Annotated in this window: 21 protein-coding genes and 2 tRNA genes; 15 read left to right on the plus strand and 8 right to left on the minus strand. The window is 68.5% G+C overall.

Translation table 11 applies throughout. From position 1 onward, the window contains the following. The first annotated feature begins 239 nt into the window (after positions 1 to 239). From YWM_RS0113215 to YWM_RS0113225, 3 genes are all read left to right on the plus strand, one after another. On the plus strand, positions 240 to 5,204 hold the full coding sequence (locus YWM_RS0113215) for an NAD-glutamate dehydrogenase (RefSeq protein ID WP_028851127.1): 4,965 nt from the start codon (positions 240 to 242) through the stop codon (positions 5,202 to 5,204). A 94-nt stretch (positions 5,205 to 5,298) separates the two neighbouring features. After that, a complete protein-coding gene (locus YWM_RS23585; RefSeq protein ID WP_084612391.1) occupies positions 5,299 to 5,685 on the plus strand; it encodes an SSI family serine proteinase inhibitor in 387 nt (128 codons plus the stop codon). A gap of 55 nt (positions 5,686 to 5,740) precedes the next feature. After that, complete coding sequence (locus YWM_RS0113225; protein WP_028851128.1) at positions 5,741 to 6,385, plus strand: DUF8010 domain-containing protein; 645 nt, start codon at positions 5,741 to 5,743, stop codon at positions 6,383 to 6,385. 42 nt (positions 6,386 to 6,427) lie between these two features. On the opposite strand, the gene YWM_RS0113230 is transcribed toward YWM_RS0113225, so the two are convergent. Genes YWM_RS0113230 through YWM_RS0113240 form a run of 3 tightly spaced genes read right to left on the minus strand, consistent with a single transcriptional unit; the run spans position 6,428 to position 9,361 of the window. After that, on the minus strand, positions 6,428 to 7,981 hold the full coding sequence (locus YWM_RS0113230) for a glycoside hydrolase family 13 protein (protein WP_028851129.1): 1,554 nt from the start codon (positions 7,979 to 7,981) through the stop codon (positions 6,428 to 6,430). After that, positions 7,978 to 8,361 carry a globin gene (locus tag YWM_RS0113235; protein WP_028851130.1) on the minus strand — a complete coding sequence of 128 codons (384 nt, stop codon included), beginning with the start codon at positions 8,359 to 8,361 and terminating at the stop codon, positions 7,978 to 7,980. The genes YWM_RS0113230 and YWM_RS0113235 overlap by 4 nt, the downstream gene beginning before the upstream one ends. A 13-nt stretch (positions 8,362 to 8,374) precedes the next feature. Then, positions 8,375 to 9,361, minus strand: a complete 987-nt coding sequence (locus YWM_RS0113240; RefSeq protein WP_028851131.1) for a mechanosensitive ion channel family protein — start codon at positions 9,359 to 9,361, stop codon at positions 8,375 to 8,377. Between the two features lie 332 nt (positions 9,362 to 9,693). Here YWM_RS0113240 and YWM_RS0113245 point away from each other — a divergent pair, with 332 nt between their 5' ends. The 3 genes from YWM_RS0113245 (at position 9,694) to YWM_RS0113255 (ending at position 10,963) form a co-directional block, all read left to right on the plus strand. Next, positions 9,694 to 10,191, plus strand: coding sequence for an HNH endonuclease (locus YWM_RS0113245; protein ID WP_028851132.1), 498 nt, complete (start codon positions 9,694 to 9,696; stop codon positions 10,189 to 10,191). Between the two features lie 66 nt (positions 10,192 to 10,257). Next, positions 10,258 to 10,494: an aa3-type cytochrome oxidase subunit CtaJ gene (gene ctaJ / locus YWM_RS0113250; protein ID WP_052344867.1), complete on the plus strand. Its 237-nt coding sequence runs from the start codon at positions 10,258 to 10,260 to the stop codon at positions 10,492 to 10,494. Next, complete coding sequence (locus YWM_RS0113255) at positions 10,481 to 10,963, plus strand: DUF5130 family protein (protein ID WP_028851134.1); 483 nt, start codon at positions 10,481 to 10,483, stop codon at positions 10,961 to 10,963. The genes ctaJ and YWM_RS0113255 overlap by 14 nt, the downstream gene beginning before the upstream one ends. A gap of 78 nt (positions 10,964 to 11,041) precedes the next feature. On the opposite strand, the gene pepN is transcribed toward YWM_RS0113255, so the two are convergent. Next, positions 11,042 to 13,600: an aminopeptidase N gene (gene pepN, locus YWM_RS0113260; RefSeq protein WP_028851135.1), complete on the minus strand. Its 2,559-nt coding sequence runs from the start codon at positions 13,598 to 13,600 to the stop codon at positions 11,042 to 11,044. Between the two features lie 162 nt (positions 13,601 to 13,762). Here pepN and YWM_RS0113265 point away from each other — a divergent pair, with 162 nt between their 5' ends. Continuing rightward, on the plus strand, positions 13,763 to 14,392 hold the full coding sequence (locus YWM_RS0113265) for a mycothiol-dependent nitroreductase Rv2466c family protein (protein ID WP_043661025.1): 630 nt from the start codon (positions 13,763 to 13,765) through the stop codon (positions 14,390 to 14,392). A gap of 233 nt (positions 14,393 to 14,625) precedes the next feature. Next, positions 14,626 to 16,059 (plus strand): aldehyde dehydrogenase family protein, encoded by a 1,434-nt coding sequence (locus tag YWM_RS0113270; RefSeq protein ID WP_028851137.1) that lies wholly within the window; start codon positions 14,626 to 14,628, stop codon positions 16,057 to 16,059. On the opposite strand, the gene YWM_RS0113275 is transcribed toward YWM_RS0113270, so the two are convergent. Then, a complete protein-coding gene (locus YWM_RS0113275) occupies positions 16,040 to 16,711 on the minus strand; it encodes an MBL fold metallo-hydrolase (RefSeq protein ID WP_028851138.1) in 672 nt (223 codons plus the stop codon). The two genes, YWM_RS0113270 and YWM_RS0113275, sit on opposite strands and share 20 nt — an antisense overlap. 83 nt (positions 16,712 to 16,794) lie before the next feature. Here YWM_RS0113275 and YWM_RS0113280 point away from each other — a divergent pair, with 83 nt between their 5' ends. The 3 genes from YWM_RS0113280 (at position 16,795) to YWM_RS0113290 (ending at position 19,241) form a co-directional block, all read left to right on the plus strand. Further along, entirely contained in the window at positions 16,795 to 17,277 is a 483-nt protein-coding gene (locus tag YWM_RS0113280) for a ribose-5-phosphate isomerase (protein ID WP_028851139.1), read from the plus strand. Then, positions 17,278 to 18,084 (plus strand): Fpg/Nei family DNA glycosylase, encoded by an 807-nt coding sequence (locus YWM_RS0113285; protein WP_028851140.1) that lies wholly within the window; start codon positions 17,278 to 17,280, stop codon positions 18,082 to 18,084. A 203-nt stretch (positions 18,085 to 18,287) separates the two neighbouring features. Beyond that, a complete protein-coding gene (locus YWM_RS0113290; protein WP_028851141.1) occupies positions 18,288 to 19,241 on the plus strand; it encodes an acyl-CoA desaturase in 954 nt (317 codons plus the stop codon). Between the two features lie 288 nt (positions 19,242 to 19,529). Here YWM_RS0113290 and YWM_RS0113295 read toward each other — a convergent pair whose 3' ends face one another. Continuing rightward, complete coding sequence (locus YWM_RS0113295; protein WP_028851142.1) at positions 19,530 to 20,327, minus strand: hypothetical protein; 798 nt, start codon at positions 20,325 to 20,327, stop codon at positions 19,530 to 19,532. Between the two features lie 166 nt (positions 20,328 to 20,493). Between YWM_RS0113295 and YWM_RS0113300 the strand changes: the two genes are divergently transcribed. Next, positions 20,494 to 20,928 carry a hypothetical protein gene (locus YWM_RS0113300; RefSeq protein ID WP_028851143.1) on the plus strand — a complete coding sequence of 145 codons (435 nt, stop codon included), beginning with the start codon at positions 20,494 to 20,496 and terminating at the stop codon, positions 20,926 to 20,928. Between the two features lie 173 nt (positions 20,929 to 21,101). Beyond that, on the plus strand, positions 21,102 to 21,404 hold the full coding sequence (locus YWM_RS25255; RefSeq protein WP_211232496.1) for a hypothetical protein: 303 nt from the start codon (positions 21,102 to 21,104) through the stop codon (positions 21,402 to 21,404). A 142-nt stretch (positions 21,405 to 21,546) separates the two neighbouring features. On the opposite strand, the gene YWM_RS0113310 is transcribed toward YWM_RS25255, so the two are convergent. Beyond that, positions 21,547 to 21,617: transfer RNA gene (locus tag YWM_RS0113310), tRNA-Gly, on the minus strand. Between the two features lie 80 nt (positions 21,618 to 21,697). On the opposite strand from YWM_RS0113310, the gene YWM_RS0113315 reads away from it, so the two are divergent. Both YWM_RS0113315 and YWM_RS0113320 read left to right on the plus strand, forming a co-directional pair. Next, positions 21,698 to 21,771 (plus strand) — tRNA-Pro (locus YWM_RS0113315). Between the two features lie 115 nt (positions 21,772 to 21,886). Continuing rightward, positions 21,887 to 22,099 (plus strand): KTSC domain-containing protein, encoded by a 213-nt coding sequence (locus YWM_RS0113320; RefSeq protein ID WP_028851144.1) that lies wholly within the window; start codon positions 21,887 to 21,889, stop codon positions 22,097 to 22,099. A 4-nt stretch (positions 22,100 to 22,103) separates the two neighbouring features. Here the strand turns inward: YWM_RS0113320 and YWM_RS0113325 are convergent, their stop codons facing one another. Beyond that, entirely contained in the window at positions 22,104 to 22,835 is a 732-nt protein-coding gene (locus YWM_RS0113325; RefSeq protein ID WP_245566032.1) for an SDR family NAD(P)-dependent oxidoreductase, read from the minus strand. Positions 22,836 to 23,088: the final 253 nt, after the last annotated feature.

Consider the following 23,088-nt stretch of genomic DNA (forward strand, 5'->3'; position numbering starts at 1 on the left):
AGCGTTGAGCGCCTCTGGCGAGCCACGGGTCGGCACGTTGACACAGCGCAGTTCAACGCCGCGAAACAGTGGTTCGAACAGGCGATTTGTCCGCGGACCGACATTGGCGGACATCGGCCCACGATGACTGTAGCGCCCGGCCCGGGCGGTCTCCCGTCCACCGCCCGAACCCCGCCGCAGCAGGCTAGGGTGTGAGGCGTTGACTGTGCAGCGTTGCCGCAACGGAGGTTGTTCGCGCCATGACGTCCACCAAGGTCTCCAGCACATCTCCTGGGGGGTCGGCGGATGCCGACGATTTGGAGGCTCAGCGGGATCGGCTGATCGAAGCAGCAACGGAACGGGCGCCGGACATCTCCGACCTGGTGCGGGTCTACTACCGGCACGTGCCACCGGAAGACATCGTCGACGACTCTCCGGAGGACCTGGTCGCCTCGGTGCGTAGCCACCTGGAACTGGCCGGTCAGCGTCCACCGGGGCGGCCCGTGGTCAAGATCAGCAACCCGGCGGGTGGTGACGGCGCAGCAGGCGTCACCGTCGTGCAGGTCGTCACCGACGACATGCCATTCCTGGTCGACAGCGTGGTGGCCAAGTTCGCTCGCTCCGGGATGCCGGTGCAACGCATCATCCACCCCATCCTGCTGGCGAGCCGCGACCTGACCGGCACCCTGCAAAAGTTGCACCCCATGGCGGACCTGGACAATCCGCCCCAAGGCGCGTCCGCCGAATCCTGGATCTCGGTGGAGGTCGACCAGATCTCCGACGCGGAGCGCGCCGCGAAGGTCGAGACCGACCTCATCTCCGTCATCACCGACGTGCGTGAGGTGGTCGAGGACTCGGTCAAAATGGTCGACACCGCGCTCGCACTGGCCAACGACCTGGAGTCCTCACCACCGCCGCTGCCGCGGACCGAGGTCACCGACGGTGCCGCGTTGCTCCGCTGGCTGGTGGACGGCCACTTCCGCTTCCTCGGCTACCGCAAGTACGAAGTGGTGCGGGACCGGCCGGAGCCGGCAGGCAAGGACGAGCCGGTCCTGCGGGCGGTGCTGGCCACCGGCCTCGGCGTGCTCCGCCAGGACAGCCTGGCCGCGCGCAAGCTCACCGCAGGCACCGACCTCGCGGAAACCGCGCTGGCCAAGACGCTGCTGGTCCTGACCCCGGCGAGTGCGCGCTCCACCGTTCACCGGCCGGTGCACCCGTACTACATCGGGGTCAAGACGTTCGACGAGAACGGCGAAGTCACCGGAGAACACCGCTTCCTCGGCATGTTCACCTCGTCGGCGCTGCACGAGGACGTGCTGGACATCCCGGTCATCAATCGCCGGATCCGCGAGGTCATCCACCGGGCAGGCTTCCCGATGGATTCGCACTCCGGGCAGGCGATGCTGGAGGTCATCCAGAGCTGGCCGCGCGCCGAGCTGTTCTCCACCGACGCCGACTCCCTCTACGCCACCGCGAGCGGAGCGATCGCGTTGGCCGATCGCCGACGGATCCGCGCGTTCCTGCGTCGCGACCCGTACCGCCGCTTCTACTCGTGTGTGGTCTTCGTGCCGCGCGACCGCTACAGCACGCGGTCCCGCCAAGCCATGCAGGAAGTGCTGCGCGAGGAGCTCAGCGCGGAGGAGGTCGAGTTCGCCGTCCGGCTCGGCGAGACGCTGTTCGCCCAGGTGCACTTCACCGCCTACACCGACCCGGACAAGCACATCGAGCCGGACATGCGGCGGATCCAGCAGCGGCTCACCGAAGCGGTCCGCGGCTGGGAGGACCAGCTCATCGAGGCCATCCACGAAGAGCGGGTGGCCGCCGGTCGCAAGGAAGGCCACCGCGACGAGCCCGCGACCCAGCTCGGCGAACGGCTCGCCGACGCGCTGCCCGAGTCGTACAAGGAAGACTTCGACGCCGCGACCGGGCTGCGTGACCTGCGTCGTCTGGAGGCCCTGTCCGGCCAGGGCGATGTCGGCATGCAGCTCTACGAATGTCACGACGAGCAGGACGAGGCCAGCCACCGCTTCAAGCTCTACCTGGCGGGCGAAGGCGTCTCGCTGTCCCAGCTGCTGCCGATGCTGCAACAGATGGACGTCGAGGTCCTCGACCAGCGGCCGTACGACATCCGGATGCCCGACGGCAGCCGCGCCTGGATCTACGACTTCGGCCTGCACGTCGACCGGCAAACCCTCGCCAAGATCACCGACCCGGACACCGAAGTGGACCTGGGGACGCGGTTCCAGGACGCGTTCCGGGCCATGTGGGACGGCTCGGCGGAGGTGGACGGCCTCAACGGGCTGGTGCTCCGCAGCGGCTTGACCTGGCGCCAGGCCTCGGTGCTGCGGGCCTACTCGCGTTACCTGCAGCAGGCGGGCACCCCGTACTCGCAGGCGTACATCGAGCGCACGCTGCTGGCGCACCCGCAGGTCGCGGCGGCACTGGTGGAGTTGTTCGAGCTCAAGTTCAGTCTCGCCGAAGGCGAGACGGCGAGCCCGGAGCGCCGCGCACGCGTCGACGAACACGCCGCGGAGATCGAGTCCATGATCGACTCGGTGCAGAGCCTCGACGAGGACCGCATCCTGCGCGGCCTGCTCACGCTGATCAGGGCCACGCTGCGGACCAACTACTACCGCACGGACTCCGACGGCAAGCACCGGTCGTACCTGTCGCTGAAGCTCGACCCCACCGCGGTGCCCGACCTGCCGGAACCCCGGCCGCGGTTCGAGATCTTCGTGTACTCGCCGCGGGTGGAAGGTGTCCACCTGCGATTCGGCCCGGTCGCACGCGGTGGATTGCGCTGGTCGGACCGCCGCGAGGACTACCGCACCGAGATCCTCGGCCTGGTCAAGGCGCAGGCGGTGAAGAACGCGGTGATCGTGCCGGTCGGCGCCAAGGGCGGCTTCGTGGTGAAGAACCCGCCCGCGCCGACGGGTGACCCCGCGGCCGACCGGGAGGCGACGCAGAAGGAAGGCATCGCCTGCTACCGCATGTTCATCTCCGGCCTGCTGGACGTCACCGACAACCGGCGTGACGGCAAGACGGTGCCCGCCCCGCAGGTCGTCCGCTACGACGATGACGACAGCTACCTGGTGGTGGCGGCGGACAAGGGCACGGCGACGTTCTCCGACATCGCCAACGAGGTCAGCCTCGCCTACGGCCACTGGCTCGGTGATGCATTCGCCTCGGGCGGGTCAGCCGGTTACGACCACAAGGAAATGGGCATCACCGCCCGAGGCGCCTGGGAGTCGGTCAAACGGCACTTCCGCGAGCTCGGCATCGACACCCAGAAGCAGGACTTCACGGTGGTCGGCATCGGCGACATGGCCGGCGACGTGTTCGGCAACGGCATGCTGCTGTCCGAGCACATCCGCCTGGTTGCGGCGTTCAACCACATGCACATCTTCGTCGACCCGAACCCGGACGCCGCCACGTCGTTCCAGGAGCGCAAGCGGCTGTTCGAGATGCCTCGGTCGACCTGGGCGGACTACGACCGGAGCCTGATCAGCAAGGGCGGCGGAGTTTTCGAACGCTCGGCCAAGACGATTGCCATCACGCCGGAGATGCGAGCGGCGCTGGGGCTGGCGGACACCGTCACCAAGCTGACGCCGAACGAGCTGATCCGGGCGATCCTGCTGGCGCCGGTCGACCTGCTGTGGAACGGCGGCATCGGCACCTACGTCAAGGCGAGTACGGAAAGCCATGCCGACGCGGGCGACAAGGCCAACGACGCGGTGCGGGTGGACGGCAACCAGCTCCGGGTCAAGGTCGTCGGCGAGGGCGGCAACCTCGGCCTGACCCAGCGCGGCCGGATCGAGTTCGCCCGCAACGGCGGCAAGATCAACACCGACGCGTTGGACAACTCCGCCGGGGTGGACAGTTCCGACCACGAGGTCAACATCAAGATCCTGCTCGAGCAGGCCATCGCCCGCGGCGAGCTGAGCCAGGACGAGCGGGTTCCGCTGCTGGAGTCGATGACTGACGAGGTCGCCGAACTGGTGTTGCGCCACAACTACCGGCAGAACGCCGTGCTCGGGGTGTCCCGCGCGCACAACGCCCCGATGGCGTCTGTGCACCAGCGGTTGGTGTCCTACCTCGAGGAGAAGGCGGGCCTGGACCGGGAGCTCGAGGCGCTGCCGAGCAACAACGAGTTCAAGAAGCTCCTCGCCGCGGGCGAGGGGCTGACCTCGCCCGAGCTGGCCACCATCCTGGCCCACGTCAAGCTGGATCTGAAGGACCAACTGATCGACTCCGACCTGCCCGATCAGGACGTGTTCGCGCGCCGGCTGCCGCTGTACTTCCCGACGCCGCTGCGGGAACGGTTCGCCGACCTGATCCAGCAGCACCCGTTGAACCGGCAGATCATCACCACCCAGGTGGTCAACGAGGTGGTGGACGGCGCCGGCCTGTCGTACGCGTTCCGGCTCGCCGAGGAGATGAACGCGACGGCGACCGACGCTGTTCGGGCGTTCACCGTGGTGACCAACGTGTTCGACCTGCCGACGGTGTGGCAGGAGATCGAGGCGCTGGACAACGTCGTGTCGACCGAGGTCGCCGACCGGATGGTGCTGGAGACCCGCAGGTTGCTGGACCGCGCCGCGCGCTGGTGGTTGTCGTCGCGGCCGCAGCCGCTGGCCGTCGGCGCGGAGATCAGTCGGTTCGCCGGCGTCGTCGAGGATCTGCAGCCGAAGGTGCCGGAGTTGCTGCGTGGGGAGGAGCTGGCCGAGCTGCGTCAGCGCCGCGACGAGCTGATCGCCGACGGTGTGCCGGAGCAGCTCGCCGGCCGGATCGCCGCGCTGCTGTTCACCTACGGCCTGCTGGACATCACCGAGGTGGCCGAGCTGGCCGAGCAGGAGATCGGCATCGATCGCGAGCGCAGCCCGCTGGAGACGGCCGAGCTGTACTACGCGCTGTCCGAGCACCTGGGCATCAACCGGATGCTGACCTCGGTCACCGCGTTGGAGCGAGGCAACCGCTGGCACGCGCTGGCTCGACTGGCGCTGCGCGACGACATCTACCTGTCCCTGCGGGCGATCACGCTGGACGCGTTGCGCATCAGCGACCCGGGCGACCCGGTCGAGGTGAAGATCGGGCAGTGGGAGAAGGCCAACAGCTCTCGGCTCGCCAGGGCCAGGGAGGCGCTGGACGACATCGCCCGGGTCGGCAGGCTCGACTTGGCGGCGCTGTCGGTGGCGACCAGGCAATTGCGCAGCATGGCTCGGTAGCGGCAATTCCCACCGGCCCGATGGGGCGATTTCCGTCATCCCATCGGGTCGTTGCCCCGTCCGGCGGAGCAGGCCGCACTACGGTCGAGCAATCATGCGTATCTCTCGTTCAGCAATTGTTGCCGCGGTGCCGGTGGTCATGCTGGCGGTCGTGGCGCCGATGGCCGTTGCCGAGCCGGATCCGGCCACCGAGCTGCAGGTCGTCGTGGAAGACGACTCGGGCGCGCAGACCGAGGTCACGCTCGAGTGCGACCCGGTCGGGGGCACCCACCCGCACGCCGACAAGGCTTGCCAGATGCTGGCCGACGTCAACGGCGACCCCGCGGAAGTCAGCCATTCCGACGGACCCTGTGTGTTCGTTTACCAGCCGATCACCGGCCGCATTTCCGGGCACTGGGGAGAATCGGATGTCGAGTATTCCGAGACGTTCCCGAACCGGTGCTTCATGATCGCCCGGAAAGGTCCGCTGTTCGATTTCTGATCCGCACTCGCGGATGAGGCGTCGGGCGCCGCGGCGGCGTTGGTAGCTTGAGCATGTGACGGCACTGCGTATCGACGACCCCGCCCAGCGGGAGAACCTGGCGGCGTTCGTGGCCCGCGCCGTCCGGCTGGATGCCCAGGTCCCGGTCCGCATGCGCGTGCGTGACGGCGGGGGAGTGGTCGAGGCTTGGGCCACGACACCGTTCGAAGTGCTGGCGACTCGGGCGGTGCGGGCCGAACTGACCCCGTCGGATGTGACGGTCAGCGGTAACGAGCTGCTCGCCGCGCTGACCGTGGTGCGTTCCGACGAAGTCGATCCGGGTCCGGCTCGTGATCTGCTCTGGCGCGCCGAGCTTCCGCCACAAGGTTCCTGGCCGGTCGTCGACGACGTCCCGGTCTCGGTGGTCAGCGATCTCACCGAGCGTGGCCTGACCGTGGCCAAGGAGAACGCGGGGCCGATGGGCAATCCGCCCGCGTCGCTGTTGGAGCAGCCGGTGCTGACCGTGTCGAACGGGCAGGTCGACCTGAAGGTCCCGATGCGGTGCCTGTTCGCACTGGCCGGTATGGGCTTCACCGGTCAGCCGGAAGAACACAGCGACGACGTCGTGCGAGTGCGGGCCAACGACTCGTGGCTGCGCATCGACGCGCGGTTCGGTGCGGTGGTTCGCCGCAGGCACGCCCTGCTCCCGCTGGTGTTCTAGGGGAGACGAGTCCGGCGGCCAAGCACCGCCTGCCCCGGCCGCTTACACGACCCAGGCGGCGGAGTTCGGCGGCAACTTCCCGCCCTGCAGCTGCGCGCTGGTCAGCAGCACTTCACCGGCGGGCAGGTCCACCAGCTCGTCCGACGTGTTCAGCACACACGCCAAACCGCCCGGCCGTCGCATGATGAAACACCCGGACGGCGCGTCTTCCCAGCTGACCTTGTCGCCGGAGATCGCAGGGTGCGACTTCCGTAGCCGCAGCGCATCCCGGTACAGCCACAGCGTCGACGAGCGGTCGGCCTCCTGGCGCTCGACCGTGCGATCGGCCCAGTCGGCCGGCATGGGCAGCCACGTCTGCGACCCGCTGGTGAAACCGAACGGCGGCTCGTCACCCGACCACGGCAGCGGAATCCGCGCCACGTCGCGCGAGCCCTGCATGTCGGACGTGCCACCGGGGTCGGTGCTCTGCTCCTCGGTCAGCGGGCCGTTCGGCAGACCCAGCTCCTCGCCGTTGTACAGGTAGACCACGCCGGGCAGAGCCAGCTCCACCAGCGCCATCGCGCGCGCCCGCGCCAAGCCCACCTCGCCGTCGCCGTACCGGCTGACCTGTCGCCAGACGTCGTGATTGCTCAGCGTCCATGTGGGCGGGGCGCCGACGCGCAGCGGAACCGCCAGCGAACGGTCGATCGCCGAACGCAGTTGGTCGGCGTCGAAGTCGGTGAGTGCCAGCCGGAAGTTGAACCCCAGGTGCAGCCTGCCCGGCGCGATGTACTGGCCCATCTGCTCGTCGTCGAACGTCCACACCTCGCCGATGGCCGCCGTACCCGGGTACTCGTCGAGCACCCGGCGGATGCCCTCATGCAGCTCGAAGACGCCTTCGTGGTTCAACCGGGGATCGGTGTAGGTGGCGTGCTCGACCACGTTGTACATCGCCCGCGGGTCCATGTCGGGCAGGTCGGCGGGCTTGGACATGCCGTGCGCGACGTCGATACGGAAGCCGTCCACCCCGCGGTCCAGCCAGAACCGCAACGTCTTGTGGAAGTCCGCGACCACTTCGGGGTTGGCCCAGTTCAGATCCGGCTGTTCCGGAGCGAACAGGTGCAGATACCACTGACCGTCCGCCACCCGGGTCCACGCCGGGCCGGTGAAGCAGCTGAGCCAGTTGTTCGGCGGCTGCTCGCCGTCGTCACCCTTGCCGTCCCGGAACCAGTACCTGGCCCGCTCGGGACTGCCCGGCGGGGAGGCCAGGGCGGCCTGGAACCACGGGTGCTGCGAACTGGTGTGATTCGGCACCACGTCCACGGTGACCTTGATGCCGCGCTCGTGCGCATCGGCCAGCAGCCGGTCGAACGCGTCGAGGTCACCGAACAACGGGTCGACGTCACGGGGGTCGGCCACGTCGTAGCCGTTGTCGACCATGGGGGAGCGGTAGAACGGCGTCAGCCATACCGCGTCGACGCCGAGATCACGCAGGTAATCAAGGCGGCTGCGGATGCCTTCGAGATCACCGACGCCGTCGCCGTTGCTGTCGGCGAACGAACGGACGTAGATCTGGTACACGGTGGCGGTGCGCCACCAGTTGAGCGCCTCGGTCACACCCACGAGTTCATCATGCTGTCCGCGGCCATTTCCAGGTATTGCCACAACTGAGTGCGGTACGGCTCGGTGATCCCGCTCTCGTCCACCGCGACCCGCATACAACGCAGCCACGCGTCGCGCTCGATCGGCCCGATCTTGTACGGCGCGTGCCGCATGCGCAGCCGCGGATGGCCCCGCCGGTCGGAGTAGGTGTGCGGCCCGCCCCAGTACTGCATCAGGAACAGCCGCAGCCGCTCCTCCGCGCCCGCCAGGTCCTCCTCCGGGTACAGCGGCCGCAGCACCTCGTCGGAGGCCACTTCCTGGTAGAAGCGGTGGACGAGTTTGTGGAAGGTTTCCTCGCCACCCACCGCTTCGTAGAACGTCAGCTGCTCGGACACGCCGTCCATCCTGTCACTTCTGGTTGTCGTTGTTGCGCGGCACCAGCAGCCGCCACGACGGGGTCTCGAATCCGGCCTCGGTCAGCGCGGTGGCGATGCGCGCGCGCAGAGTGCGCTGCACCGACCACTGGGATCCCGCCTTGACCTTTACCGACAATCGCAGCGTGATGCCCTCCGCCGTGATGGAGTTCACACCGAGCATCTCCGGTGGCTCGAGCACATCGGCCGAGATCGGCTCCTCGCTGGTCACCTCGGTCGCCACGCTCTGCATCAGGCGGGTGGCCCGCTCGATGTCCGAGCCCGGCGCCAGCAGCATGTCCACCACCGCGTTGGCGTGGCCCTGGCTGGAGTTGCCGACCCGCAGGATCTCGCCGTTGCGGACGTACCAGACCGTGCCGTTGATGTCCCGCAGGGTGGTGATCCGCAGTCCGACGGCCTCCACCGTGCCGGTGGCGTCGCCCAGGTCGACGACGTCGCCGACGCCGTACTGGTCCTCGGCCATCATGAAGATGCCGGACAGGAAGTCCTTCACCAGGTTCTGCGCACCGAAACCGAGCGCGACACCGGCGATACCGGCCGACGCCAGAATCGGCGCGAGATTGACCCCAAGCACCGACAGGATCTGCATCACCGCGATGCTCATGATCAAAAACGACGCGACCGATTTGAGCACCGAACCGATCGTTTTGGCGCGCTGCCTGCGCCGTTCCATCAACGTGGAATTCAGCAGGTTGGGCGCCTTTTCCTTCAGCGGACGCAGCAATGTCGGCCGCTTGTCGCCCGAACCGGACGGCAGCTTGGTCAGCCGGTCGATCAGCCGGTGCACCAGCCAGCGCACCAGCAGCGCGACCAGGATGGTCAGCACGATGGCCAGCGGCTTGGCGACCAGCCATTCCGCCGACCCGGCCAGCCAGCGGTTGCCGGTCAGGTGCCACACCTGCTGACACCACGATCCGGCGTCGGCAACGCACTCCGGCGGATCATTGGGATCGAGCTGCATGACGCTCGCGACCGTTCCCTTCATGCCTGGTTCACTGTCCTGTTCATTCCATCGTGCACACTCGATATGCGGCCGCTGTCACGTAACACGTCGCAAAAGAGGCGTGCGTTTCGGCTCGATACGTGGTCGACTAGGCGTGCACAGCACGGACTATGCCTGCGCGGTATGGAGGTAGTCGAGTGCCGAAGTTACAACCGACCCCGATCAGGGCCGCCCGCTCGTTGGGTGGCATGCCATCACGACGCGAGGCGAGGCGCCACAAATCGGGCCACCACAGCCGTGGTGATGCTTCTCCCAAGGACCGAATACGTCAGCACTGGACGCGTTCCCGCGTGCTGTTGCTCAATGCCACGTTCGAACCACTGACCGCGCTGCCGCTGCGCCGCGCTGTGGTGATGCTGGTGTGCGGCAAGGCCGAAGTGGTTCACGGACATCCTTCCGGAATGGTGCTGCACTCGGCTTCGGCTTCGGTGCCGCTGCCGTCGGTCATCCGTTTGAACAACTACGTGCGGGTACCGTACCGGGCCAAGGTTCCGTTGACGCGCGCGGCCCTGATGCACCGTGACGGCTACCGCTGTGCCTACTGCGGCGGCAAGGCGGAGACCATCGACCACGTGGTGCCGAAGAGCCGCGGCGGCGCGCACAGCTGGTTGAACTGCGTGGCCAGCTGCGCCAAGTGCAATCACCGCAAGGCCGACCGGCTGTTGTCCGAGCTCGGCTGGTCGTTGCGGGTCGAGCCGGTGGCGCCGCGCGGACCGCACTGGCGGCTGCTCGCCGAGGTCAACGACGCCCTTCCGGAGTGGCAGTTGTACCTCGGATCAGTCGCGTAGAACACGTCTGGCTCGCCGCGCTCGGTGTGCGGGAACGGGATCGGCTACCCTGCACGCGTGAGCGTGATGGAGACGATCCTGATCTTCGCGGTGATCCCCGGTGCGTTCTGCGCCATTGTCGGATTGCTGACGATGCGGTCGAAGCTGTCCGGCCGGACGCGGTACCGGCCCGGCCAGGACTGGAACTACCCGCCGATGTGGTGGGGTGCCCACCCGGACGTGCTGCCGCCGGTGCCGGAGGACGCCGGCGAGTCGACCGAGCCGGGTCGCATGACCTTGGGAGGTGCCCGTGGCAGCTGGTGAGCTCACGTTCCCGAAGGTGGATCCGGAGACGCTCGAGGAGGGCGCGGCGGTCACGCTCAGCGGCCGGGTGTCCGTCGCCAAGCCGCACGAATTCACCGACGCCGACCAGCCGTTCACGCCTGCGCAGCTGGCTCGCCTGGACGAAGCGCTGACGTTGGCCAGCCGCGACACCGGCCTGTTCTTCAGCATCTACCTCGGCAAGCTGGGGGAGGACAGCCGGGTCGAGGCCGAGAAGCTGTTCGAGCAACTCGGCGAGCAGGCGCCGCGCTCGGTGCTGATCGCCGTGTCGCCCGCGGAGCGGGTCGTCGAACTGGTCACCGGTGAAGCGGCCGGTGCCCGCCTGCCCGCCCGAGCCTGCAAGCTCGCGGTGATGAACATGGTCGCCTCGTTCAAGGAGGGCGACTTGGTCGGCGGGCTGGTCAACGGCCTGCGCATGCTCGACGAGCAGGCGGGCCGCCCGCCGCGCTGACGATGTCTTCTCACGCCTGAGACGCGAAAACGCCGGGCCTGTCCGCACGCAGCGGACAGGCCCGGCGTTCGTTTGTGCTCAGCCGCGGTCGCAGTCGCGGGCGGCCAGACACCGAACCACGGTCGCGCGTCCCTCGGTCACCAGCCGCTTCAGCGCTGCCGGACGCTCCGCGGACAGCCACTCGTCCGCGGCGGCGACGGTCGATTCCTCGACCTCCCACGACGGGAACAGCCCGACGACGACCGCCTGTGCGCGCTCCGAGGTGCGGCGGCTCCACACGTCGTCGACCACCTCGAAGTACTGCTTCACGTAGTCGCCGAGCAGATGCTTCTGGCCAGGGTGGCTGAAGCCCGCGATGATCGCGTCGTTGATGGCGTTGGGCAGCTCGTCGTCGTGCACCGCGCGCTGCCACGCCTCCGCCTTCGCCTCCGCGGTCGGCCGCAGCGCCAAGGCGCGCTCGGCGTGCCGCCGACCGGTCGCGGTGTTGTCCCGCGCCAGCTCCGCCTCGATCTCCGGCTTCTCCGCCCGGCCGTGCGCCACCAGCGCGTGCAGCAGCCGCCAGCGCAGATCGGTGTCCACCGTCAGGCCGTCCAGCGTCGCCGAACCGTCGTAGAGGCCGGCCAGGAAGTCCACCGTGGCGGAGTCCAGCACCGAGCCGGTCAACGCGTTGACGAAAGCCAGCTGGTGGTCCGAGCCCGGCTCCGCAGCACGGGCCATGGCGAGCACCGCAGCGGTGAACGTCGGCCAGCCCTCGCTGGCCGCCCACTCCTGGTCGGCGTACGACGACAGCGCGGTCTGCGCCTGCAGCAGCACCCGCTGCACCACGCCGACCTCGGTCTCCGCGGGCAGACCGCGGCACACCAGGGCGACGAAGTCCCGCGCCTTGAACTCGGCGTCCCTGGTCATCTCCCAGGCCGCCGACCAGCACAGGGTGCGGGGCAGCGGCTCGGTGATGTCGCCGATGCGGTCGACGAGCGTCTGCAGGGACTCCGGGTCCAGCCGCATCGCGCAGTAGGTCAGGTCGTCGTCGTTGACCAGCACCAGCTTGCCGCGCGGCACGCCGACCAGTTCGTCGACCGTGGTGGACTCGCCGTCGACGTCCAGCTCGACCCTGTGCGTCCGCACCAGCTTGCCGTCGACATCGTCGTAGACACCGATCGCCAGCCGGTGGGTCCGCAGCTCACCCTTGCCGGGCTTGGCGCCCGCCTGCTTGACCGCGAACCAGGTGAACTTGCCTTCGTCGTCGACCTCGAACGACGGCCGCAGCTCGTTCAAGCCCGTGGTCTCCAGCCACTGCGCGCTCCACCAGGACAGGTCACGTCCGGAGGCTTCCTCCAGCGCGGCCAGCAGATCCGCCAGGGTGGCGTTCTGCCACGCGTGCCGGTTGAAGTAGACCTTCAGCCCGGACAGGAAGTTCTCCAGGCCCACATAGGCGACCAGCTGCTTGAGCACCGAGGCGCCCTTGGCGTAGGTGATCCCGTCGAAGTTCACCTCGACGGCCTGGATGTCCGGGATGTCGGCCGCCACCGGGTGGGTCGACGGCAACTGATCCTGCCGGTAGGCCCACGACTTCTCGATGTTGGCGAACGAGGTCCACGCGTGCTTGTACTCGGTGGCCTCGGCCTGCGCCAGCACGGAGGCGAATGTGGCGAACGACTCGTTCAGCCACAGGTCGTCCCACCAGCGCATGGTGACCAGGTCGCCGAACCACATGTGGGCCATCTCGTGCAGCAGCGTCTCGCACCGCCGCTCGTACGAGTAGCGGGTGACCCGGCTGCGGAACACGTAGTCCTCGAGGAACGTCACCGCGCCGGCGTTCTCCATCGCGCCCGCGTTGAACTCCGGCACGAACAGCTGGTCGTACTTGGCGAACGGGTACGTGACGCCGAAATTGCGGTGGTAGAAGTCGAATCCCTGCTTGGTCTCGGTGAACAGCCGGTCGGCGTCCATGAACTCGGCCAGCGACGCCCGGCAGTAGATGCCCAGCGGGATCGTCTTGTGTTCGTCGCGGTACTCGTCCCGCCACTCGGCGTACGGCCCGGCGATCAGCGCCACCAGGTAGGTGGAGATCTTCTCGGTCGGCTCGAACTCGTGCCGGATCGCGCCCTCCGGGGTCTCGGAGGTGGCCTTCACCGGGGCGTTCGACACGACCTTCCAGTCGCGCGGAGCGATCACCGTGATCCGGTAGACGCCCTTGATGTCCGGCTGGTCGAAGCAGGCGAACATCCGCTTGGCGTCGGCCGTCTCGAACTGCGAGTACAAGTAGACGTTGCCGTCGACCGGGTCGACGAACCGGTGCAAGCCCTCGCCGGTGTTCATGTAGCGGCAGTCGGCGTCGACGGTGACCGTGTTGGACTCGCCGAGTTCGGGCAGCGCGATGCCGCGCTCCTCGTCGTAGCCTGCGACGTCCAGCTCGGCGCCGTTCAGGCTTGCCGACCGCACGTGCGCCGCCACGATGTCGATGAAGCTCGGGCCCGAGCCCTGTGCCGCGAATGTGACCGTGGTGGTCGAGCGGAACGTCTCCTCGCCGGGTCTGCCTGCTCCGTCGGTCAGGTCCAGCTCGATGTCGTACTGCGCGTCGCCGATGAGTTCGGCGCGGCTTCTGGCTTCGTCACGAGTCAGGTTGGGGGCGACCACAAGCACCTCGGTTGCACAGAGAGAACGATGGAATCTGCTGCATCAAATCATGATCTGGCGCCACAATGACCGCTTGCGTGGCGCAGCTGGGAACAAGTTCGCCATTGTCGTGGTTGGGCATCGTGGAACGAAATTTTCCCCCAACCCCGGCAAGGAGTGTCGATGAGCACAGCACCGGCGAGCACCAAGCGGACCAAGGTCGACTTCTACTTCGACCCGATCTGTCCGTTCGCCTGGATCACCTCACGCTGGATCCTCGAGGTGGAGAAGCACCGCGACATCGATCTGACCTTCGGCGTGATGAGCTTGTCGGTGCTCAACGAGAACCGCGACGACCTGCCGGACAACTACAAGGAGCTGCTGGAGTTCGGCTGGGGCCCGGTTCGGGTGGCCATCGCGGTGGAGCAGAAGCTGGGGCAGAAGGCGCTGCGCGACTACTACACCGCCTACGGCACGCGGGCGCACAACCAGGGGCGCGGCCAGGACCCGAGCATCATCCCCGAGGTGCTCGCGGAGATCGGTGCCCCCGCGGAGCTGGCCGAGGCCGCCACGTCCACCGAGTACGACGAGGCACTGCGGGCCAGCCACCACCGCGGCATGGACCCGGTGGGCGACGACGTCGGCACGCCGACCATCCACGTCGACGGCGTGGCGTTCTTCGGGCCGGTGCTGCAGTCCATCCCGCGCGGCGAGGACGCGCTGAAGATGTTCGACGGCGCGGTGATGCTGGCCGGCTACCCGGACTTCTTCGAGCTCAAGCGCAGCCGCACCGGTGAGCTGAAGTTCGACTGACCCGAGCCGGCTCAGCCCGTCGTCGATTGACTGTCGGAGGATGTCGGCGTGGCCGGCGTGCAGCAGCACGCCGCGGAGGCCCGACCGGGCTCCGTGCCCGAGCCAGGAAGCCTCCGGCGACAGCGGTGTCGATGATCATCGGGGCGCACCGCCGACAGTGCGCGCACCGTGCCGGGCAGGGCAGCTGTGCCAAGGTAGTAAGGGATCGTGCCGTCGATTTGCGAGGAGTTGTCATGGCTGCGCCCGCTCTGACCCGTGTCGGACACTTCATCAACGGAGTCGAACACTCGGAGTCAGCGGAATCGATCGACGTGCTGAACCCGGCGACCGAGGAGGTCATCGGCTCGGTACCGGCAGGAACCGCAGAGGACGCCGACGCCGCCGTCGCCGCCGCGGCGGCCGCGTTCGACAGCTGGGCCGCGCGTACCCCACGCGAACGGGCGGCGGTGGTCCGAGCCATCTCCGCCGGGCTCGCCGAGCGGCGGGACGAACTGGCCGCGATCCTGTCGGCAGAGGTCGGCGCGCCGATCACGTTCGCGACGAAGGTGCAGGCCAGCCTGCCCGCCGCGACCTCCAAGGGCATCGCCGACCTGGTCGACGACGACGGCTTCGCGTTCACCGAGGAGATCGGCAACTCGCTGATCGTGCGTGAGCCGATCGGCGTGGTCGCGGCGATCACGCCGTGGAACTACCCGCTGCACCAGATCATGGCCAAGCTCGGGCCCGCGCTGATCGCGGGCTGCACGGTGGTGCTCAAGCCGAGCGAGGTGGCACCGCTGAACACCGGGCTGCTGGTGGAGATCCTGCGCCGGGCAGGGGTGCCGGACGGCGTGGTCAACGTCGTGCACGGCACCGGGCCGGTGGTCGGCGCGCGACTGGCCGAGCACCCGGACGTGGACATGGTGTCGTTCACCGGCTCGACGCGGGCAGGCAAGGCGGTTGCCGCCGCCGCGGCGCAGATGGTCAAGCGGGTGGCGCTGGAGCTGGGCGGCAAGTCCGCCAACGTGATCCTGGAGGACGCCGACCTGACCAAGGCCGTCAAACTCGGCGTGGCCAACGCGTATCTCAACGGCGGTCAGAGCTGCAACGCCTGGACCCGCATGCTGGTGCCGGAGTCGCTGCACGACCAGGCGGTGGAGCTCGCGGTCGCGGCGGCGGCCAAGTACCAGCCCGGTGACCCGTCCGACCCGGCGACCAGGCTCGGCCCGATGGTCAGCGAAGTGCAGCGCGACCGCGTGGTCGGGTACATCCGCGCCGGAGCCGAAGCCGGTGCGACGCTGGCGTGCGGGGGCCCGGAGCGGCCGGACGACCTGCCGCGCGGCTTCTACGTCCGGCCGACGGTTTTCGCCAACGTGCGCGAGGACATGGTCATCGCCCAGGAGGAGATCTTCGGGCCGGTGCTGTCGGTGATCCCGTACACCGACGAGGACGACGCGGTCCGCATCGCCAACAACTCGATCTACGGGCTGGGCGGTGCGGTCTTCGCAGGCACCGACGAGCGGGCGATCGAGGTCGCCAAGCGCATTCGCACCGGGCAGGTCGACGTCAACGGCGGCTCGTTCAACCCGCTGGCGCCGTTCGGTGGCTACAAGCAGTCCGGCAACGGCCGCGAGTACGGCAAGTTCGGCCTGGAGGAATTCCTCGAGGTCAAGTCGATCCAGCGCTGATCCGGTCGCGCTGCCAGGCGACGAAAGCGCGATCGACGGGCTCTCCGTGCCCGGGCACGATGATCGTCGCGTCCAGCTGGAGCAGCTCGTCGAGCGCGCTCGGCCACTGCTGCGGGAACGAATCCGGACCGATCGACGGATCGGCGCCCTGCTCGACCAGGTCTCCGGCGAAGAGCACCTTCGCATCGGGTACGTACACCGCCAGATCGTGGTCGGTGTGGCCACGACCGGGGTGGACGAGGCGCACCGTTCGGCCGCCCAGGTCGAGCTCGACCATGTCCCGCACGCGATGGGTGGGGGCAACCAGGGGTGGTTCGGGCGCACCCGGGTAGTACTCGGCCCGCTCGACGAAGACGTGCTCGTCGACCTGGCAGCGTTCGTGTGCCCAGACGTCGGCGCCTGGGAAAGCGACCGTGCCCAGGCAGTGGTCGAAGTGTGCGTGGGTGATGACCACGACTGTCGGCAACAAGGTCAGGTCGGCGATCGCTGCCGCGAACTCCGCACCGTGCTCTTCGTCGCGACCGGTGTCCACGACCAGCGCGCGCTCCGAGCCGACGACGAGCCCCAGCGTCTGGTCCAGCTCGGTGTAGCGGCGGGCATGGACCCCGTCGGCCAGGGTCAGCCAGCGGCCGGCGGAGGCAGGAGTAGGCACGTGTCCACCTATACCGTGCGCTGAGCCTCACCAGGGCCAGGCCCGTCAGGCGCGCCGCATCACGGGCTGGCAGACTCCCCACCGTGCGTGTTTACCTTGCCGCCGACCACGCGGGTTTCGAACTGAAGAACCATCTCGTGCAGCACCTGCGCGAGCAGGGGCACGAGGTGACCGACGTCGGGCCGGCGGAGTTCGACCCGGCCGACGACTACCCGCCGTACTGCATCGAGGCCGCCCGGCGGGTCGCCGCTGACGAGGGCAGCCTGGGCATCGTCATCGGCGGCTCGGGCAACGGCGAGCAGATCGCGGCCAACAAGGTCGAGGGCATTCGCGCGGGCCTGGCGTGGAGCATCGAGACCGCCCGTCTGACCCGCGAGCACAACCACGCTCAGGTCATCGGCCTCGGCGCCCGCATGCACAGCGTCCAGGAGGCGACCGCCATCGTGGAGGCGTTCCTGTCCGGCGAGCCGGACACCGACGAGCGGCACGTGCGCCGGATCGGCCAGCTGACCGACTACGAGCGCACCGGCACCCCGCCGGCGCTGCCGGACGCGTCGACGAGCTGAATGCCGGAAGGGCACACGCTGCACCGGCTGGCCCGGCTCCACCAGGCTCGCTACGCCGGGCATCCGGTCGCAGTCAGCAGTCCGCAGGGGCGGTTCGCCGCCGAAGCTGCGTTGCTCGACGGCACGGTGTTGACCGCCGCCGAGGCTTATGGCAAGCACCTGTTCCACCGGTATGACGGCCAGGGCGTCGTGCACATCCACCTCGGCCTGTACGGCGCGTTCACCGAGTTCGAACGGCCGGAACCGGACCCGATCGGCCAAGTGCGCATGCGGATCGTCGGGCCGACGCACGCCACCGACCTGCGTGGCCCGAACCGCTGCGAATTGTTGACCGACGATGAAGTCGAAGAGATCACCGACCGGCTCGGACCGGACCCGCTCCGTGCGGACGCCGACCCCGAGCCCGCGTTGAGACGCATCACGTCTTCCTCGTCACCCATCGCTGCGCTGCTGATGGACCAGAAGGTCCTGGCCGGCGTCGGCAACGTCTACCGGGCTGAAGTGTTGTTCCGGCACAACATCAACCCGATGTTGCCCGGGAAATCGGTCGGCCGGGAGCGGGCCGAGCAGCTGTGGCGCGATCTCGTCGAGCTGATGGCCGACGGGGTCGAACGCGGCCGCATCGACACCGTGCGCCCGGAACACGCACCGGAAGTCACCGGCAGGGCGCCGCGACAGGATCGACACGGCGGAGAGGTGTATGTCTACCGCCGAGTGGGAAGCCCCTGCTTGCTATGTGGCACGACGGTAGCGATGCGGACGTTGCAGGGACGCAAGCTCTACTGGTGCCCGCAGTGCCAGTACTGAGCGGTAACCACGTCCAGTCAAGTGAAGAACCTCCTACCGCGCCGATCGGACGTGTACCGTTCGGTGCGAGGGGTGGCCCGACTGATCTGCAACCACCGCGAGTTTGTGTGCGCACCCCGGTAGGTGCGCTGCTGGGAAAGAGATGAGGAACAACCACGGTGAGCGTCGACGCTTCCCCTTCGAAAACGCATGACGGGGGCTCGGTGACCGAGTCCCGGACCGAGTCCGAACGACCCGCCAAGCGCGGACCCAAGCCGATCGAGAGTGGGCCGCGCCCGATGGCCGCCCACATCACGGTGTACCTGTTCGCCATCATCCCGGCGGTGGCGCTGATCGCGTCGATTCCGCTGCTGTGGGGGTGGGGCGTCACCCTGCTCGACCTGGCACTGCTGGCGGCCTTCTACACGCTGTCGGTGCTGGGGATCACGACCGGATTCCACCGCTACTTCACGCACGGCTCCTTCAAGGCCAAACGGTCGCTGCGCATCGTGCTCGCGGTGATGGGCAGCATGGCCGTGCAGGGCCCGATCCTGCACTGGGTGGCCGACCACCGCAGGCACCACGCCTTCTCCGACCGGGAGGGCGACCCGCACTCGCCGTGGGCGTTCGGCACGTCGCCGTTGGCCATCATGCGCGGTTTCTGGCACGCGCACATGGGCTGGATCTTCAACCGCACGCTGACCAACCAGGAGCGCTTCGCGCCCGACCTGCTCGCCGACAAGGACATGCGGCTGGTGCACAAGCTGTTCGGGCCGTTGACCATCGCCACGATGCTCGCCCCCGCGGTCATCGGTGGCCTGGTGACCTGGTCGTGGTGGGGTGCGCTGACCGCGTTCTTCTGGGGCAGTCTGGTCCGGGTGGCGGTGGTGCACCACGTGACGTGGTCGATCAACTCGATCTGCCACATCATCGGTGACCGGCCGTACAAGGCGCGGGACAAGTCGGCGAACTTCTGGCCGCTGGCGATCCTGTCGATGGGGGAGTCGTGGCACAACCTGCACCACGCCGACCCGACGTCGGCCCGGCACGGTGTCGGCCGCTGGCAGATCGACATCACCGCACGGCTGATCTGGTTCTTCGAGAAGTTCGGCTGGGCCTACGACGTGCGGTGGCCGCGCCCGGAACGGCTGGCGAAGCTGGCCAAGCCTGCGCACTGACAACGCGGCTGCACGCGGGCGTCAGGGGTGGCACCCGCCGCCACTGACGCCCACGCGGCAAGGCCGGTTACAGCAGCCGTCGGCAGGGCGGCGCCGGGGTCGGGGCGGATAGCCGTCGAAGTCGTCGCGGCCTGAGTGGCGCCGCCGACGTCATGGCGGCGTAAGGACGTGGCGCTGGAGAGAATCCCTGAAATCGACACGGCGTGGCGCCGGATGCCGGCGAGATCGTCGCGGCGTGCCGGGCGGGGCTGAAACCCTCGGAATCATCGCGGCGCGAGGTGCGGTCCGCTAGAACCCGCCGAAGTCACCGAAGTCGCCGAAGCCGCCGCCCCAGTCGCCGCCGCCGAAGTCGCCACCCCCGAAGTCGCCTCCGGCATCGCCCATGTCGCCGCCCATGTCGCCGCCGGCATCGCCCATGTCGCCACCGGCCATGTCGGCGTCGCTCATGGCGCCCGCCTCCCACGCGGCCGGGCTGGCGACCCCGGCCATACCGGAGAACATCGCGCTGAACAGCATCATCGAGCCGAAGCCCCAGGCGCCGGCCACCAGCGCGGGCTTCCACCACGGCTCGGAGTACCAGCCCCGAGGGACGGCACGACCGGCGACCCGGCCACCGGGGTAGTAGTACGGAGTCCGGTCGTCGGGCTCGGGCGAGGCCTCGTAATGCTTGCCCTCGACGTCCACACTGCGATGCTCGGTCACCGCACCGGCACGCTCGCGCTCGCGATCCTGCGGCAACTCCGGCCCCGGGTCCAGGCCCATGGCGGTGCGGGCGGCCCGCACGTAGTAGAGGCCTTCCAACGCGGTGTCGATGACCAACCGCGCCTGGTGCGCCGTCTGCGCCTGCTCCAGCTGGGACCCTGCCGCGGTGTAGCGCTCGGACGCATCCGCGATCGCCTGCTTGGACGCCTCGTTCGTGCCGGTCAGGTTGAGCACCTGGCCACCGAGCCGCTCGACCCACCTGCGGGCCTCGGCCTTGGCGTCCTCGATCTCGGTCCTGCGCTGGGTGGAACGCTGATTGGCCAGGTAGAACCCGCCGAGCACCACCACGACCAGCACGATGATCAGCAGACCTGCTTCGCCCATCATTCCCACTCCCAGCCATTCGGCGACGTTGTTCCGTCAACGTAACCGGCGGCCCCATCGTTCCCGGCACCCGGCGTCGCCCGCTACGGCGTGGCGACCGAACACGTTGTCTCGCGGATGGCCGTGCCGGCGGTAACGTTGCCGGCCGGTGGCTCGATAGCCGAGCATGCGGGCACGTTCGGTGAATCCGGCGCCGTGGCGGGTACGTTGGCTCGCGTTGAGCTACGCCGTCTTCGTCTCCGGCGTCTGCAGCTATGTGGTGGTGTGGCACCTCGTCGCGCAACCCAGTGCTTCCTACTGGGCCGAGCCGTTGTGTCTGGTCGCTCGACCGCTCACTCACCTGATCGCGGCCATCGAATCGACGTCCGGCCCACTCGGCAGCGTGTTGTGCATCGTGGCGGGTGCGGTGCAGGCAGGCGTGTTCTTCGCCATCTGCGCGTGGATCGATCGTGCGCTGGCGCGCCGCGGGCGTCTTTCCGCGGCCGGCCCGGACACCGCGGTCCCGGATCTGCGGCGGTTGAGCTCCAGGCGTGCTGACCAAGGAAGAAGAGCGCCTGGTCGAGGCGGCGACGACAACGTTGCGCGAGGCACATCGGTCTGAGGACCAGCCGTGATGGACTCCGCAGGCCACATCTTCACCGGAGTCGACGTTCATCACTTCACCGGTGGCCCGTGCGCCGAGCCGGTGGCGATCGGGCAGGCGGTGGCCGCGCCGCACGCGCAGCTTCCCCTGGTGTGCATCGTGGCGGTGCACGACCGCGGGGTGATCTCGCCGTGCGGCCGCTGCCGTCAGATGTTGTTCACCTGGACCCGGACGTCCGCGCCGCGGTGCGCACGAAGATCGGCCACGAGTCCGTCCCGGTACGCGACCTGCTTCCGTACGTCTTCGACTGGCGGGCCACCGAGCCGGACGTGCCGCAGACGCTCTACATGTGGGAGGGATACCTCGCGTACGTCCGTGCCGGGCGGAAGACCAGCACGATCCGCGTCGCCGACCCGGCGTCACCAGGCGCTGCCAGCTGGTCTTCGACCATGACGCGAACACGCTGCCCGCCGAAAGCACCATCGGCAAGCTGACGGAGGAGGCCGCTCGGCAGGACGGATTCGCCGACCTGGCTGAATTGCACCGGGCACTGCGAACGCACTGCAGGGGACTCGAGGACGACACCCCGACCGACATCGTCCACTTCCGGCTGGCCGACCAACAGAGACCGCGTTGAGCGGGCGACGGGAATCGAACCCGCACCACCAGCTTGGAAGGCTGGGGCTCTACCATTGAGCTACGCCCGCAACCCCCGGTTCACCGACCGGGTGCGCCGCCAGTTTAGCGGGTACCGATATGCTGGCCGAGCACGGCCCGGCGGCTGGGGCGGGGTGTGGCGCAGCTTGGTAGCGCATCCGCTTTGGGAGCGGAGGGTCGCAGGTTCAAATCCTGTCACCCCGACAAATGTGAACAGGCCCGAATCCACGCGGATGGGTTCGGGCCTTGTCGTATTGTCGCTTCCCGAAATGCGGCAAATCCGACCCGATGATCTTGTCGATGTGGCAGTTTCGACCACATGAAGCGCGTGCCGGTGTCCTCGACCGTGTTGCGATCGGTCGGCTACGCCGAGGACGAGGCGGTGCTGGAGGTCGAGTTCACCAACCGCGAGGTGTACCGCTACTTCGTCGTCCCGCGCAGCGTGTACACCGCGTTGATGACTTCGGCCAGCCCCGGCCGGTACTTCAACCAGACGATCCGGGACCGGTATCCGACCCGCCAGGTGCAGTGACCGGTCAGCTGATCGCGGCGCCCCCGCAGACCCGCAGCACTTGCCCGGTCACGTACGCCGCGCCCGGTGACGCCAGGTATGCCACGGCCGCGGCCACTTCCTCCGGCTTGCCCATGCGCTTGATCAATTGATCGTCCAGCGCGTAGGTCACCGACGACGTCAGCGCGGTGGCGATCGGCCCGGGTGCCACCGAGTTGCAGGTGATCCCGTACTCGGCGACCTCTTTGGCGAGCCACTTGGTGAGCGCGATGATGCCGCCCTTCGACGCGGCATAAGCCGGGCCGGAGCGGCCACCCGAGTCGTCGCCCGACCGCGGGCCGCCCATGATCCCGGAGATCGAGCTGATGTTGATGATGCGACCGCTGCGTTGCTCGGCGAAATGCGGATGCACCGCGGCCCGGCAGAACAGGAACGTGCCGCGCAGATTGGTGTCGATGTCACGCTGCCACTCCTCGGCGGACAGCGTGTCCAACCCCGACCTGCTCGCAGTGCCCGCGTTGTTCACCAGCACGTCGAGGCGGCCGAACTCCTCGACCGCGGCTTCCACCGCGGCGCGAACTTGCCGCTCGTCACGCACGTCGACGGTGCGATAGCCGATTCGCCGGTCGGGGTGGCGCCGGCGTAGCGCCATGACGTCGTCCGCCTCCTCGGCGATGTCCACCACCAGGACGTCCGCGCCCTGCCCGGCCAGCGTCTCGGCGGTGGCCAGGCCGATTCCGCGGGCGCCGCCCGTCACGAGCGCCCTACCTTTCAAGTCAACCTCCGGTCGTCCGGAATGATCGGGGGACGCAGGCGGGGCAGGGATGGTTTTCATGCTGGCTGCCCTCGATGGCTCAGGTGGCTGAGCCCCCTGTCCCGCCTCCTTGTTCTGACCGCTGATTAGGCACTGCGATCGATCGCTATGTAGGGCGTTGACGGCGGAGCGGGGACGCGTCATACCGGCACCGAGGGAAGCGAGGGATCGATGAGAGTGGCCGTCGGGATCGACG

Source organism: Thermocrispum municipale DSM 44069, from assembly GCF_000427825.1.
Taxonomy (GTDB): domain Bacteria; phylum Actinomycetota; class Actinomycetes; order Mycobacteriales; family Pseudonocardiaceae; genus Thermocrispum; species Thermocrispum municipale.

Excerpts from the sequence above, each read along its gene's own strand:
- YWM_RS0113270 (WP_028851137.1), top strand. The coding sequence starts at position 14,626 with ATGGCTGCGCCCGCTCTGACCCGTGTCGGACACTTCATCAACGGAGTC.
- ctaJ (WP_052344867.1), top strand. The coding sequence starts at position 10,258 with ATGGAGACGATCCTGATCTTCGCGGTGATCCCCGGTGCGTTCTGCGCC.
- YWM_RS0113265 (WP_043661025.1), top strand. The coding sequence starts at position 13,763 with ATGAGCACAGCACCGGCGAGCACCAAGCGGACCAAGGTCGACTTCTAC.
- YWM_RS0113240 (WP_028851131.1), bottom strand. The coding sequence starts at position 9,361 with ATGCAGCTCGATCCCAATGATCCGCCGGAGTGCGTTGCCGACGCCGGA.
- YWM_RS0113285 (WP_028851140.1), top strand. The coding sequence starts at position 17,278 with ATGCCGGAAGGGCACACGCTGCACCGGCTGGCCCGGCTCCACCAGGCT.
- YWM_RS0113295 (WP_028851142.1), bottom strand. The coding sequence starts at position 20,327 with ATGGGCGAAGCAGGTCTGCTGATCATCGTGCTGGTCGTGGTGGTGCTC.
- YWM_RS0113300 (WP_028851143.1), top strand. The coding sequence starts at position 20,494 with ATGCGGGCACGTTCGGTGAATCCGGCGCCGTGGCGGGTACGTTGGCTC.
- YWM_RS0113215 (WP_028851127.1), top strand. The coding sequence starts at position 240 with ATGACGTCCACCAAGGTCTCCAGCACATCTCCTGGGGGGTCGGCGGAT.
- YWM_RS23585 (WP_084612391.1), top strand. The coding sequence starts at position 5,299 with ATGCGTATCTCTCGTTCAGCAATTGTTGCCGCGGTGCCGGTGGTCATG.
- YWM_RS0113320 (WP_028851144.1), top strand. The coding sequence starts at position 21,887 with ATGAAGCGCGTGCCGGTGTCCTCGACCGTGTTGCGATCGGTCGGCTAC.